This is a genomic window from Streptomyces sp. NPDC005863, assembly GCF_042871345.1.
GTDB lineage: Bacteria > Actinomycetota > Actinomycetes > Streptomycetales > Streptomycetaceae > Streptomyces.
In genome coordinates, this window is record NZ_JBIAII010000003.1 from 320,132 (window position 1) to 334,246 (window position 14,115).

Genomic DNA, 14,115 nt, shown 5'->3' on the forward strand with positions numbered 1-14,115 from the left:
CGCGGGTGCCGGCCGGCCGGGGTTTCCCGTGCCTGGTTTGGCCCTCAGGCCAGGCGGTGGAGTTCGGAGCGTTGTAGGCGGCCTCTCAGGCCCGCTCCTGATACGTAGCGTTCCACCTCCTCGACCGCGTACTCGCCCAGTCTTCGTACCTCGCTGCCCTGTGCGCCTGCGATATGGGGGGTGACCAGGACGTTGGGGAGGTGGAGCAGGGGGTGGCCGGGGGGCAGGGGCTCCGGGTGTGTCACGTCCAGGAAGGCGTTCAGGCGGCCGTCCCCGCACTCGCGTGCCAGCGCCTCCGTGTCCAGGAGGGCGCCTCGGGCCGTGTTGATCACCGTGCCGTTGTCCGGGATCAGTTTGAGCATGTCGCCGTTCAGGAGGTTGTCCGTTTCCGGGAGTTGGGGGGCGTGGATGGTCACTGTCGTGCTGCGGCGGCACAGGTCCGGGAGATCCACCCGTTCCACGCCCAGTGCTGTTGCCTGCGCCTCGCTCACGTAGGGGTCCGTGAGCAGGATGTGGGGGTTCGTGTCCCACGTCTTCAGGGCCGCGATCACCTTGCGGCCGATGCGGGAGGCGCCGATGACGCCGATCGTGCGGGCGTCGGCGCCGGTGCGTTCGGTGAACGGGGGCCAGCCCGCGGAGTAGTTCGCCGCCGTCGACAGCGCGCCCTTCGCCGCGAAGGTGATCGCCGCGAGTGTGAACGCCACCACCGGGTCCGCGTTGGCGTCCGCCGCCGATGAGACGACGATGCCGCGGTCCCAGACCGCGTCCGTCACCATCGGTTTGACCGAGCCCGCGGCGTGCACGACCGCCCTCAGGCGGGGGGCGTGGGCCAGGACCTCCGCGGTCAGGGGTGGGCATTCCCAGCCCGTGATCAGGATTTCCGTCTCGGCGAGGGCCGCCCTGGCCTCCGGTGTCGTGAGCGAGCCGGAGAGGGGGGCTTGCCGCGTCAACTCGACTGTTTTCATAAGGCGTTCGCGTAGGTCCTGGGGGAAGACGCGGGCCGCCACCTCCGTGCCCATGGCCAGGGTCGCGGTCGGTGGGGCGCCGCCGGGGCGTTCTCGTCGATCCGTCCGCTCTGCCTGATCTGCCACGCGTGACCGTCCCTCGTAGTAACCGATTACCAACCAGCGCCTGGAGGCTAGGACCAATCCCGGAGCGTGGTCAAGAGAGAGGCAGACAAGGGGGGTTGACCGGGCGCAGTAACCGCTTTAGATTCCGGGCACCTTATTCCGACGACGGAGGGGTTGCCGTGCCGACGGTGACGAAGGAACGGGCGGAAACCGAGGCGGTGAAGCCGCCCGGCAGGCGCGATAGCGGGTCAAGTGGTGGGAAAGCGGTCCGCGGTGAGCTGTGGAAACGGTTTCAGCGCACCCGTGTCCTGGTGCTGCTCATGGTGCCGGGGCTCGTGTACTTCCTGGTCTTCCACTACGGCGCCTTCGTCGCCAACGCGGTCGCCTTCAAGGAGTACGTCCCCTTCGACGGCCTGTGGGCCAGCCCCTGGGTGGGCACCGAGAACTTCTCGCGGATGTTCGGCGACCCGGACTTCTGGCACGCCACCTGGAACACCCTGTTCATCGCCGTGCTCCAGCTGGTGTTCTTCTTCCCCGCGCCGCTCGCCCTCGCGCTGCTCCTGCACAGCCTGAGCTCGGACCTGCTGCGCCGCTTCACGCAGTCCGTGATCTATCTGCCGCACTTCCTGTCGTGGGTCGTCGTGGTCGCGCTCTTCCAGCAAGTGCTGAGCGACACGGGCCTGTTGAACACGTTCCTGAGCGACTCGGGGCTGCACACCGTCGACCTCATCGGCAATCCGGACGCGTACAAGCCGCTCGTCGTCATCGAGGTGATCTGGAAGGACGCCGGCTGGGGGACGATCATCTTCCTCGCCGCGCTCATGCAGGTCGACGAGCAGCTCTACGAGGCCTCGGCCATCGACGGGGCCGGGCCCTGGCGGCGCTTCTGGCACGTCACGCTGCCCAGCATCCGGCCCATCGTCATCCTGCTGCTCATCATGCGGCTCGGCGACATCCTCTCGGTCGGCTTCGAACAGATGCTGCTGCAGCGGCAGTCGGTGGGCCCCGAGGTCGGCGAGGTGCTCGACACCTTCGTCTTCTGGCAGGGCATCGTCGGCGGCGACACCGGATACGCGGCGGCCGCCGGTCTGTTCAAGGGCGTCGTCGGCGCGGCGCTCGTCTTCACCGCCAACCGGATCGCCCACCGGCTCGGCGAACAGGGGGTCTACAAGTGAGTACCGGTCAAGTCACCAGGCCCGCCTGGATGGAGAAGCCGCGGTTCGCCACCAAGGCCGCCAAGGCGGTCGCGGTGACGGTGGTCCTCGCGCTCGTACTGATCCCGTTCCTCGTCATCATTTCGACCTCGCTCGCCTCCAACCGGGAGGTCGTGGACAACGGCGGCTGGGTGCTGTGGCCCGGCGATCCGACGCTGCGCGCGTACCGCACCATCCTCAACGGCGGCATCGTCACCCAGGCGCTCGGCGTCAGCGTCGGGCTCACCCTGGTGGGCACCCTCCTCTCGCTGGCGTGCACCACCTTCCTCGCGTACGCCCTCGCCCGCCCCGGTGTCTTCGGGGGCAAGCCCGTGCTGCTGCTGATCTTGTTCACGTTCCTCTTCCCGCCCGGCATGATCCCCGCCTTCCTGCTGGTCAAGGGCATGGGGATGATGGACACGTATGCCGCGCTGGTCGCGCCCGTACTCATCAACGTCTTCAATCTGATCGTGCTGCGCGGCTTCTTCCAGGGGATACCCGAGGAGCTGTACGAGGCCGCGCGGCTCGACGGCGCCGGTGACTGGGTCATCCTGTGGCGCGTCGTGCTGCCGCTCTCCAAGGCGGCGCTCGCCGTGGTCTCCCTCTTCTACGCGGTGTGCTACTGGAACGCCTGGTTCCATGCCTCGATCTACATGGAGTCCGGCCACTGGCCGCTCTCGCAGGTCCTGCGCACGTACGTCATCGGCGGCTCCCAGATCGCCGACACCGGTCTGAGCGAGGCCGGCATGGTCTCCGCTCCGCAGACGACCCAGATGGCCGTCCTGGTGATCGCCACCGTGCCGATCCTGCTCGTCTACCCCTTCCTGCAGAAGTACTTCACCAAGGGCGTGCTCACCGGCGCCATCAAGAGCTGATCCCTCAACTCGTCCTCCAGAAGGGCTCCTTCACGTGTCCGGTTCCTCGATGTCGCGGCGCACGCTGCTCCGCTCCATAGCCGTCGGCGGCGCCGCGCTCGCCGCCCCGTCCGTCCTGACCGCCTGCTCCACCGACTCCAGCGGCGGCGGCAACGTCTCCAACGCGGGCAAGAAGGTGACGCCCTGGCCGACGTACGTACCGGCCGACGGCCCCGCCCCCGACCTCGCCCCGACCCGCGAGGGCGTGCAGCCCGGGTACACGAAGTACCCGGAGAAGCTGGTGCGGGCGTCGACCGAGAAGCCGGGGACCGGCAAGCAGAAGATCCGGGTCATGACCATCACCTACGGCACCCCGCCGAAGCCGGTCGGCCGCAACAAGTACTGGCAGGCCGTCAACGAGGCCCTGGGCGTCGAGGTCGAGTTCACCGTCGTGCCGGACGCGGACTTCCGCGCGAAGATGTCGACGCTGATGTCCGGCGACGACCTGCCCGACATGATCAACTTCGGCGGCGGGTACGTCCTTCCGCGCGAGTCGCAGTTCGTGAAGGCGCGGTGCGCCGACCTGAGCGACCACCTGTCGGGCGACGCGGTGAAGGACTACCCCAACCTCGCCAACATCCCCACGTACGCGTGGGAGGGCATGGGCCGCATCGCCGGGCTCCTCTACGGGCTGCCGATCGAGCGCGCCAAGGTGCAGGGCGCGATGTTCATCAACCGCGAGGCGTTCGACGACGCCGGCTACCGGCCGGGCATGTCCGCGCCCGACTTCCGGACGATGGCCAAGGAGGCCTCGCGGAACAAGAAGTCCGCACTCGGCGCGTCCACCGTCGGCTTCTACGGCTACCTCTACCACGCGATGTGGCACGGCGCGCCGAACCAGTGGCAGATCAAGAACGGCAAGGCCACCGACATGTACGGCACCGACGCGTTCAAGGCGGCCCTGGAGTACATGGCCGCGCTGCGCAAGGACGGCTCGTACAACCCCGACGCCACCTCGATCTCCCAGGTGGACCTGAAGACCCAGTTCTACAACGGCACCGTGCGCTCAATGACGGACGGCTGGGGCGCCGTCATCTCCAACGCCCAGGGGATCAAGGACGAGTTCACCCTCGACGTCGCCGAGCCGTACGCGGTCGACGGCACCACGCCCGTCTACCAGCAGAACCGCGGCTGCTTCGGCTACACCGTCATCAAGAAGGCCTCCAAGGACCGCGTCCAGCTGATGCTGCGGGTGCTCAACTGGCTTGCCTCTCCCTTCGGTTCGAAGGAGTACGAGCTGATGCACTACGGCGTCGAGGGCACCCACTTCACGTACAACAAGGACGGCGACCCGGTCGCCACCGAGACCGGCCTGATCGACTCCAAGACCAATCTGCCCTTCCCCTACCTGATGGACGCGCCGCAGCCGCTGTACTTCCCCGGCTTCCCCGACCTCACGAAGCGGCTGCACGCCTGGGAGAAGAAGGTCGTCCCGCTCCTCGTGCCGGACGACCACTGGGGTCTGATGTCGGAGACGTTCAACCGGCAGGGCGCCACGATGCAGCAGGTCATCGAGGACGGCGTGACGGCGGTCGTCTCCGGCCGCAAGAAGCTCTCCGACTGGGACGGCATCTACGCGAAGTGGCAGTCGCAGGGCGGCAAGCGGGCCGCGGAGGAGTTCCTCAAGGAGTACGAGGCCGCGCACTGACCCGGCGGTCGGGCGCGCGATGATGGGTCCGGGGCGGGGCGCCGCGCGGTGCGTGCCGCGCGAGCAACTGCGCCCCGGGACCGGCGGGTTGGCCGCCGGTCGGTGTTCGGGCCAGGGAGACACAGTGGGTGAGCGGGTCACCATCCGCGAGGTGGCCGCACGCGCGGGCGTCTCGGTAGCGACCGTCTCGCGGGTCCTCGCGGGCAACTACCCGACGTCCACGGCGTCGCGCGCCAAGGTGCTGCGCGCGGTCAAGGATCTCGACTACGTCGCCAACGCGCACGCGCGCGCGTTGGCGGGCGCGGGCCGCAAGACGATCGCGGTGCTCATGTACGACGTGGTGGGGGCGTTCTACGCGCAGGTCGCGCAGGGCGTGGAGGTGGAGGCCGCGCAGCGGGGCCGGCTCACGCTGGTCGCGTCCACGGGCAGCGATCCGGCGCGGGAGCTCGCGCTGGTGCAGATGATGCGGGAGCAGGCCGCGGAGGCCGTGATGCTGGTGGGCGGCGCCGTCCAGGACGACGAGTACCGGCGGCGGATGGCGCGGTACGCGGAGGCGCTCGCCGCGGCGGGCTCCCGGCTCGTGCTGTGCGGACGCCCGGCGCCGACGCCCGACATGCCGGCGCTGGTCGTCGAATACGACAACGAGGCGGGCGCCCACGCCGTCACCAGCCACCTGCTGGGCGCGGGCCACCGCAGGATCGCGCTGCTCGGCTACGAGCCGGGCAACACGACCGGCGAGGACCGTCTCGCCGGCTTCCTCCGGGCGCTGGACGACCACGGGGTGCCCCGGTCCGACGCGGTCCTGCACGGGACCGGGTTCGGGCAGAACCACGGCTACCAGGCGATGCGGGAGCTCCTCGCCGCGGCGGACGGCAAGCCGGAGTTCACGGCGGTCTTCGCGGGCGACGACCGGGCCGCGGCGGCGGCGATCATCGCGCTGCGGGAGTACGGGATGCGGGTCCCGGAGGACATGTCGGTGGTCGGCTACAACGACGATCCGGTCGCGGCGGACATCACGCCCGGCCTGACGACCGTGCACATCCCCGCCGAGGAGATGGGCCGCACGGCGGTACGCCGCGCGCTTGCCGGCACGACGAGGACGGGCCAGGAACGCCATGTCCTGGGCACGCACATCGTGATCAGGGAGAGCGTACGAAGGGCTGCGCCCGGGACGTGACGTCCGGGATGGGTGTGCGACGTGACGTATGGGGCGGTGCGACGTGCCGTCCGGGCCTCCGCCGCGCTCCTCAAGAGGGCCCCTTCGGCACGGTCGTCGTCGTCAGTACCGACCCCGCCAGCACCACCAGCCACACCGCGATGCCCAGCACCTGGAGCCGCTGTCCGATCCCGAGCCACCAGGTCCCCCGCCCCGCCTCGAACGCAGCGATGGACGTCAGCGTCCAGCACGTGGCGGCCAGTTCGAGCACGACCACGCCCGGGCCGAGACGGGCGAGCGCACCCCGCGCGGAACGTGCGTACGGCGTTGCCTCGCCCCGCCGCGCGGCCACCGTGAGCAGCACCATCGCGGCCAGCGCCACCGTGACCGCCAGGCCGCTGCTGACCACGTGCGCGGAGTGCGTCCACGGGACGGCGCCCGCCCCCTCGCGCGCCACGCACCCGGCGTCGGCGGTCGGCGTACAGCTCAGCGGCAGCCGCGAGTCGGCCGCCGTGGCGGCGCCGAACAGCGCGAGGGCCGCCCAGCCCACCGCGGACCACCGCCCCGCGCGCGGGAGCCACCGCAGCGCGCCCAGCGCCGCCGCGAGGACCAGGAGCCCCGCCAGGAGGTCCGCGGTGCGGTAGAGGGACCCGTACGGCTGGTCGGAGGCGGCGAGTTCGCTGACGTACGAGGTGCGCGGTGAGAGCCCCGCCGGCAGGAAGGTCTCGGTGAGCCAGGCGCTGTAGGCGAGGGCGCCGGCCAGGAGGAGGACGGCGAGGACGCGCGCGAGTGCCGGGCCGCGCCGCAGCCCCCGCCCCGCTCGCCACGGTTGCTGCGGGGTCATGGACGCGGCTGCCGTCGTCGAGGGGGAGGACGCGTCAGAGATGCTTTTCAGGCGCATGTGCCGACCGATGTTCGGGATGGATCCAGCTGGGTTTGCGGTACTTGAGGAAGGCCGCGGGGGCCAGGACGCCGAGCGCGAGGAGGCCGCCGCCGACGATCAGCAGGTAGCGCCACAGGGGCCCCTCGCCGAACTGGTCGGGCGGCACGAAGCCGATGGCCAGCGCCACGACCGAGGCGACGAATCCGACGGTGGCGACGAAGGTCACGGCGGGCACCACGAAGCCGCGCTCCACCTCCGGCTGCGCCTTCCGCAGCCGTACGACGGCCACGAACATCAGCAGGTACGCGATGAGGTAGATCTGCACGGTGATGACCGAGAACATCCAGTAGGCACTGGAGACGTCGGAGCTGAAGGCGTAGAGGACGCCGATCAGGGTCGTCACGACGCCCTGCGCGACCATGATGTTCCGGGGGACGCCCGCCTTGTTGAACTTCTGCAGGACGGGCGGCAGATAACCCTCCTGCCGCGCCAGCGTCACCAGCCCCTTCGCGGGCCCGGCCAGCCAGGTCAGCATGCCGCCGAGCGCGGCCGTCACGAGCATCACGCCGACGACCTTCGTCAGCCAGCCGACGTGGAAGTGGTCGAAGAAGGCCTGGAAGGCCTGCATCAGCCCTGCGGTGAGGCTGAGTTCCTTCGACGGCATGACCCAGCTGATGGCCAGGGCCGGAAGGATGAAGATCAGCAGGACCAGGCCGGTGGCGAGGAAGATCGAGCGCGGGTACTGGGAGCGCGGGTGGCGCAGCGACGACACATGGACGCCGTTCATCTCCATGCCCGCGTAGGAGAGGAAGTTGTTGACGATGAGGACCAGGCTGGCGAGGCCGGTCCACGGGGGCAGCCAGTGGTCGGTGCTCATGGGGGCCGCGGACGGGTTGCCCTGCCCCAGGAAGACGAGTCCGAGGACGACCAGGACGACGCCGGGGACGAGGGTGCCGATGACGAGACCGAGGGAGGAGAGGCCGGCGACGGTCCGCGTCCCCCGGCAGGTGATCCAGACGCCCGTCCAGTAGATGACGACGATGACGAGCGCCACGTACGGGCCGTTCTCGGCGAGGTCCGGATGGATGACGTACGCGAACGTCGAGGCGACGTAGGCGAGCAGGCTCGGGTAGTACGCGATGGTCATGGCGAACTGGCACCACACGGCGAGGAACCCGAGCGGTTTGCCCAGCGCCTCGCTCACCCAGCGGTAGATGCCGCCGGGCCACCCGGAGGCGAGTTCGGCGCCGACGAGCGCGGTGGGCAGCAGGAAGACCACGGCGGGCAGCAGATAGAGGAAGACCGCCGCGAGGCCGTAGATGGCCATCGAGGGCGACGGGCGCAGGCTGGCCACGGAGGCGGTGGTCATGAGCGCGAGCGTCACCCAGGAGATGAACTGCCGCGGAATGGCAGGGTCCGGCTCCGGCAGTTCCCCTTCACGGATTCGCACCGGTTCGTCCTGACTTGTCATGCGCTCATGATCGTCGGAGTGCCGGGGGGCCGCATGTCGCCGGATACCCGGTGGGGGTAGGGTTCGCGGCATGGCGAGGACGCGGGGCCGCACGGGGTACGGGCAGTTGCTGCTGCTCGCCGCGCTGCTCTTCGGGATCGTGACGATGCATACGTTGGGGCATCCCTCGGGCGGTCATGAGGGCGCGGCCCCCGCGGCCGGGGCGTCGTCGATGGCGATGGGGCGGCAGCTCGGTGCTGGGCATGACCCCGGTGGCCTCGGCCTCGGGGGCCACGCTCTCGGTGAGCGCGGTCTCGGTGAGCGCGGCGGCCGGGTCGCGGTGACGGTCGCGGCCGACCCCGCGCCGCACGGCGGAATGAGCATGGATCCGCTGTCCGTGTGTCTGGCGGTGCTCGGCGCCGTCACGCTCCTCCTGCTCGTACGGGCCGGACTGCTGCGCCCGGGTGGAGCGTTCGCCCCATCGCCCGCGCCCCGGCGCATCCGGCACGCCCTGCGGCCCGACCCGCCGCCGCCCCGCATACTCCTCGCCCACCTGTCGGTGCTGCGCATTTAGGCCGCGCACCGGCTGTTCCGTGCTGCCCGCAGAAGTGCGCGGGGTCCCGAGGGGAACCCGCGGGCGTCGAGCGGTGCGCCGGGAGCAGCAGATGCGTCCGTCTGCACGCACCACCACGACGAGGTGTCACCAGTCATGCCCGTTTCGCCAGACAGGCCGGTCCTGTCCGCCACGCCAGCCATGCACGAAGACGTCACCCGCGCCCCGTACGCCCCCGCACGCCGCACCCTGTTCGGCGCCGCGGCGGCCGTCGCCGGGGCCGGCCTCCTGTCGGCCTGTTCCGACTCCGACCCGGGCGGCGGCTCCGGGCACCACGACCGAGGCGGCGCGCCCGGCCCCGAGGGCTATGTGGACCCGGCGGGCCCGGAGGTCGCGGCGGCCGAGAGGAAGCGCGGCCGGGGCGGCCGGATCCGCGAGGTGCGGCTGACGGCCGTGGAGACGCGGCTCGACCTGGGCGGCCCCGAGGTCAAAACCTGGGCGTACGGGGACCGGCTCCCCGGCAGGGAGGTCCGTGTCACCGCGGGCGACACCCTCGCCCTCACGCTCGCCAACCACCTCCCGCAGGCCACGTCCCTGCACTGGCACGGCATCGCCCTGCGCAACGACATGGACGGCGTCCCCGGCCTCACCCAGAGGAGCATCGCCCCCGGCGCGGACTTCACCTACCGCTTCGCGGTGCCGCACCCGGGGACGTACTGGTTCCATCCGCACTCCGGCACCCAGCAGGACCGCGGCCTGTACGCCCCCTTGATCGTCGAGGACCCGAGGGAGCCGCTGCGGTACGACAAGGAGTGGGTGATCGTCCTGGACGACTGGGTCGACGGGGTGGACGGCTCGACCCCGGACGGCGTCCTCGCGGAGCTAAGCGGCGGCATGCCGGACCACGACATGGGCGGGGGCGGTCACGGCAGCGGACCCGGCGGTGGACACGGGGGCGGCCACGACATGGCGGACATGTCCCGGCGGACCGCGCCCTCCCCCGGTTCGCCCGCGCCGTCCGCGCCGTCCGCGCCGTCCGGTCCCTCCCGGATGATGATGGGCGCCCGGAGCGAGCTGCTCGGCGGTGACGCGGGTGACGTCGCCTATCCGCACCACCTGATCAACGGCCGTACGGCGAAGGCGCCTTCGCAGTTCCGCGCCCGCCCCGGCGACCGCATCCGGCTGCGCGTCATCAACGCCGGCGGCGACACCGCCTACCGCGTGGCGCTGGGCGGCCACGAGATGACGGTGACGCACACGGACGGCTCGCCCGTGCGGCACGCGACGACGGACGCGCTGCTCCTCGGCATGGGCGAGCGGTACGACGTCCTGGTCACCGCCAAGGACGGCGTCTTCCCGCTGACGGCAGTGGCCGAGGGCAAGAAGGCGGCGGCGCTCGCGGTGCTGCGCACGGGCGGTGGCCGCGCGCCCACGGCGTCGACCCGCCCCGCGGAGCTGCGGGGCCGGCTCCTGACGGCCGACAAGCTGCGGGCGCACGCGTCCGTCGCCCTGCCGGCCCGCGCACCCGACCGCACGATCAGGCTCCGGCTGACGGGCGGCATGGCCGCGTACGACTGGGCGTTCGACGGGAAGCCCTACTCCCCCGGCCGGCGCCACCCCGTCCGCGCGGGCGAGCGGGTCCGCCTCACCTTCGCCAACGCGACGGCGATGTGGCACCCCGTCCATCTGCACGGCCACACCTTCGCCCTGGCGGGGGCGGCCGCCGGGCCCCGCAAGGACACCGCGATCGTCCTGCCGAACGGCACCCTGTCGGTGGACTTCGACGCGGACAACCCGGGCCAGTGGATGATCCACTGCCACAACGTCTACCACGCGGAGGCAGGCATGATGACGGTGCTCGGCTACCGCCGCTAGCCCCCGGAGGGGACGGAACGGGGCGCCTCGCGCGGGGCGCCCCACACCGCCCCCCACGCCGTCCACCAGGACATCGCGTCGCTCTGACGATTACACTGGCCGCGTGCCTCAACTACGCCTCGCCCTGAATCAGATCGACTCCACCGTCGGCGATCTCGCCGGGAACGCCGAGGCGATCGTCCGCTGGACCCGGCACTCCGCCGAGCAGGGAGCGCATCTCGTCGCGTTCCCCGAGATGGTGCTGACGGGCTATCCCGTCGAGGACCTCGCCCTGCGGTCGTCCTTCGTCCATGCCTCGCGCCGGGCGCTGCGCGCGCTCGCGGAGCGGCTGCGGGACGAGGGGTTCGGGGAGCTGCCGGTCGTCGTCGGCTACCTCGACCGCACCGAGGAGGCCAAGCCGAAGTTCGGCCAGCCGGCCGGCGCCCCGCGCAACGCCGGCGCCGTGCTGCACCGCGGCGAGGCGGTCCTGACGTACTCCAAGCACCACCTCCCCAACTACGGCGTCTTCGACGAGTTCCGCTACTTCGTGCCGGGCGAGACCCTGCCGATGGTGCGGGTGCACGGCGTGGACGTGGCGCTCGCCATCTGCGAGGACCTCTGGCAGGACGGCGGCCGGGTCCCGGCGGCCCGCACCGCGGGGGCGGGGCTGCTGCTCTCCGTCAACGCATCGCCGTACGAGCAGAACAAGGACGACCAGCGGCTCGAACTCGTCCGCAAGCGGGCCCAGGAGGCCGGCTGCACCACCGCGTACCTCGCGATGACCGGCGGACAGGACGAGCTGGTCTTCGACGGCGACTCGATCGTCGTCGACAAGGACGGTGACGTCCTCGCGCGGGCCCCGCAGTTCTCCGAGGGGTGCGTCGTGCTCGACCTGGAGCTGCCGGCCGCCGCGCCCGAGCCGCCCGCCGGGGCCGTCGACGACGGGCTGCGCATCGAGCACGTCACGCTCTCCGCGGAGCCGCTGCCCGCGTACGACGCCGAACTCACCGGCGGGTACGCCGAGCGGCTCGACGACACCGAGGAGGTGTACTCGGCGCTGGTCGTGGGGTTGCGCGCGTACGCCGCGAAGAACGGGTTCGGCGGCGTCCTGATCGGCCTGTCCGGCGGCATCGACTCGGCACTCACCGCCGCCATCGCGTGCGACGCGCTCGGGGCCCGGAACGTGTACGGCGTCGCCATGCCGTCCCGCTACTCCTCCGAGCACTCCATCGGCGACGCGGAGGAACTGGCCCGGCGCACGGGCCTCAACTTCCGCACCGTGCCGATCGCGCCGATGTTCGACGCGTACATGGGCTCGCTCGGGCTCACCGGCCTCGCCGAGGAGAACCTGCAGTCCCGGCTGCGCGGCACCCTGCTGATGGCGCTCTCCAACCAGGAGGGCCACATCGTGCTCGCGCCGGGCAACAAGTCCGAGCTCGCGGTGGGGTACTCGACGCTGTACGGCGACTCCGTCGGCGCGTACGGCCCGATCAAGGACGTCTACAAGACGGCGGTCTTCCGGCTCGCCAAGTGGCGCAACCGCGCGGCCCAGGAGCGGGGGCAGACGCCGCCGATCCCGGAGAACTCCATCAGCAAGCCGCCGAGCGCCGAGCTCCGCCCCGACCAGGTCGACACGGACTCGCTCCCCGACTACCCGGTCCTCGACGCGATCCTGGAGCTCTACGTCGACCGCGACCAGGGCGCCGACGCGATCGTGGCCGCCGGCCATGACCGTGAGCTCGTCACCAGGACGCTGCGGATGGTGGACGCGGCCGAGTACAAGCGGCGCCAGTACCCGCCGGGGACGAAGATCTCCGCGAAGGGCTTCGGCAAGGACCGCCGCCTGCCGATCACCAACCGCTGGCGCGAGGCCGCCTCCGGCTGAGGTGGGCGGTCTATTGAGCCGCCGCTTCGCGGCGGATCTTTTCCCACCCGCCCACCCGTTTGCCCTGCACCGCACGGGACCGTAGGGGCGCCGCCGGTGTCAGTGGTGGACCGGCTCGCGTTGCTCCGTCGATGAAGCCACCACGCGCTCCGCACCCGGCACGGGGCCCCTCCGCAGGTCCACTTTTCTTCCCGCCCGCCCGCCCGTTTGCCCCGCACCGCACGGGGCTCTCGGGGCGCCGGTGTCAGTGGTGGGCCGGCTCGCGTTGCTCCGTCGATGAAGCCACCACGCGCTCCGCACCCGGCACGGGGCCCCTCCGCAGGTCCACCGCGTACGCCAGGCCCGCCACCGCGAGGCCGAGGACCGCGAGGAGGGCGCCGGTCACCGCGGGGGACGTGACGCCGAAGCCCGCCGCGAGGGCGAGGCCGCCGATCCAGGCGCCGCCCGCGTTGGCGAGGTTGAACGCGCCCTGGTTGGCGGACGAGGCCAGCGAGGGGGCCGCGGACGCCTTCTCCATGACCATGAGCTGCAGCGGCGAGCCCGTCGTGAACGCCGCCATGCCGAGCAGCGCGACGCCGACCGCCGCGCTCCAGGCCGCGCCCATGAGCAGCGGGAAGAAGGCCAGGACCACGGCAAGCGAGATCAGGCCGCCGAAGAGCGTGCCGCGCAGGGAGTGGTCGGCGAGGCGCCCGCCCAGCAGGTTGCCCGCCGTCGCGCCCACGCCGAACAGCGCGAGGAGCAGGGTGACGCTGGACTCGGCGTAGCCCGCCGCGTCGGTCAGCATCGGCGTGATGTAGCTGTACGCGGAGAAGAGCGCGCCGAAGCCGGCGACCGTGGTGCCGAGCGCCAGCCACACCGGGGCGCTGCGCAGCGCCCGCAGCTCGCCGCGCAGGCCGGCCCCGTCGCCGTGCCCGTGGTCCGCGGGGACCAGCAGGGCGAGGGCGGCGATGGCCGCGAGCCCGATGGCGCTCACCGCGAGGAACGTGGCGCGCCAGCCGAGCTGCTGCCCCATGGCGGTGGCCACCGGGACGCCCACGATGTTGGCGACGGTCAGGCCGAGGAACATCAGGGAGACCGAGCGGGCCTTGCGCTCAGGACCGACGAGCCCGGTGGCGACGACCGCGCCGACGCCGAAGAAGGCACCGTGCGGCAGTCCGCTGAGGAAGCGGGCGGCCATCAGGAGGTGGTAGTCGGGGGCGGCGGCCGACAGGGCGTTGCCGACCACGAAGAGCACCATCAGGCCGATGAGGACGCGGCGGCGCGGCAGCTTCGCGGTGACGGCGGCGAGCAGCGGGGCGCCGATGACCACGCCCAGCGCGTACGCGGAGACCAGATGGCCCGCGACGGGGATGGATATGTGCAGGTCGTCGGCGACGTTGGGCAGCAGGCCCATCATCACGAACTCGGTCGTGCCGATGCCGAAGGCGCCCACGGCGAGGGCGAGCAGGGCCAGGGGCATGAAGAAGTACCTTCCACGGAAAACAGGGGGTGTACGGAGAGCGGGACATC

11 protein-coding genes are annotated in these 14,115 nt (G+C 71.5%); 7 read left to right on the forward strand and 4 right to left on the reverse strand.

Annotated elements, in window-relative coordinates:
• Positions 1–44: 44 nt before the first annotated feature.
• Positions 45–1,091, reverse strand: a complete 1,047-nt coding sequence (locus ACFYO9_RS13825; RefSeq protein ID WP_358772999.1) for a hydroxyacid dehydrogenase — start codon at positions 1,089–1,091, stop codon at positions 45–47.
• Between the two features lie 299 nt (positions 1,092–1,390).
• Between ACFYO9_RS13825 and ACFYO9_RS13830 the strand changes: the two genes are divergently transcribed.
• The 4 genes from ACFYO9_RS13830 to ACFYO9_RS13845 all read left to right on the forward strand — a co-directional run bounded on the left by ACFYO9_RS13830 (position 1,391) and on the right by ACFYO9_RS13845 (position 6,002).
• Positions 1,391–2,245, forward strand: coding sequence for an ABC transporter permease subunit (locus ACFYO9_RS13830; protein WP_355817698.1), 855 nt, complete (start codon positions 1,391–1,393; stop codon positions 2,243–2,245).
• 29 nt (positions 2,246–2,274) lie between these two features.
• Positions 2,275–3,138: a carbohydrate ABC transporter permease gene (locus ACFYO9_RS13835; protein WP_355817696.1), complete on the forward strand. Its 864-nt coding sequence runs from the start codon at positions 2,275–2,277 to the stop codon at positions 3,136–3,138.
• Between the two features lie 34 nt (positions 3,139–3,172).
• Positions 3,173–4,825 carry an extracellular solute-binding protein gene (locus tag ACFYO9_RS13840; protein ID WP_388666264.1) on the forward strand — a complete coding sequence of 551 codons (1,653 nt, stop codon included), beginning with the start codon at positions 3,173–3,175 and terminating at the stop codon, positions 4,823–4,825.
• Between the two features lie 124 nt (positions 4,826–4,949).
• Positions 4,950–6,002: a LacI family DNA-binding transcriptional regulator gene (locus ACFYO9_RS13845; protein ID WP_355817560.1), complete on the forward strand. Its 1,053-nt coding sequence runs from the start codon at positions 4,950–4,952 to the stop codon at positions 6,000–6,002.
• Positions 6,003–6,072: 70 nt separating this feature from the next.
• On the opposite strand, the gene ACFYO9_RS13850 is transcribed toward ACFYO9_RS13845, so the two are convergent.
• Together ACFYO9_RS13850 and ACFYO9_RS13855 are read right to left on the reverse strand one after the other, a co-directional pair.
• A complete protein-coding gene (locus ACFYO9_RS13850; protein WP_355817557.1) occupies positions 6,073–6,825 on the reverse strand; it encodes a DUF998 domain-containing protein in 753 nt (250 codons plus the stop codon).
• 34 nt (positions 6,826–6,859) lie between these two features.
• Positions 6,860–8,335, reverse strand: coding sequence for an APC family permease (locus tag ACFYO9_RS13855; protein WP_355817554.1), 1,476 nt, complete (start codon positions 8,333–8,335; stop codon positions 6,860–6,862).
• Between the two features lie 70 nt (positions 8,336–8,405).
• On the opposite strand from ACFYO9_RS13855, the gene ACFYO9_RS13860 reads away from it, so the two are divergent.
• The 3 genes from ACFYO9_RS13860 to ACFYO9_RS13870 all read left to right on the forward strand — a co-directional run bounded on the left by ACFYO9_RS13860 (position 8,406) and on the right by ACFYO9_RS13870 (position 12,606).
• Positions 8,406–8,888: a hypothetical protein gene (locus ACFYO9_RS13860; protein ID WP_355817551.1), complete on the forward strand. Its 483-nt coding sequence runs from the start codon at positions 8,406–8,408 to the stop codon at positions 8,886–8,888.
• A 180-nt stretch (positions 8,889–9,068) separates the two neighbouring features.
• Complete coding sequence (locus tag ACFYO9_RS13865) at positions 9,069–10,742, forward strand: multicopper oxidase family protein (protein WP_355817693.1); 1,674 nt, start codon at positions 9,069–9,071, stop codon at positions 10,740–10,742.
• 103 nt (positions 10,743–10,845) lie between these two features.
• Positions 10,846–12,606 (forward strand): NAD+ synthase, encoded by a 1,761-nt coding sequence (locus ACFYO9_RS13870; protein WP_355817549.1) that lies wholly within the window; start codon positions 10,846–10,848, stop codon positions 12,604–12,606.
• A gap of 244 nt (positions 12,607–12,850) precedes the next feature.
• On the opposite strand, the gene ACFYO9_RS13875 is transcribed toward ACFYO9_RS13870, so the two are convergent.
• Positions 12,851–14,065 carry an MFS transporter gene (locus ACFYO9_RS13875; RefSeq protein ID WP_358704743.1) on the reverse strand — a complete coding sequence of 405 codons (1,215 nt, stop codon included), beginning with the start codon at positions 14,063–14,065 and terminating at the stop codon, positions 12,851–12,853.
• Positions 14,066–14,115: the final 50 nt, after the last annotated feature.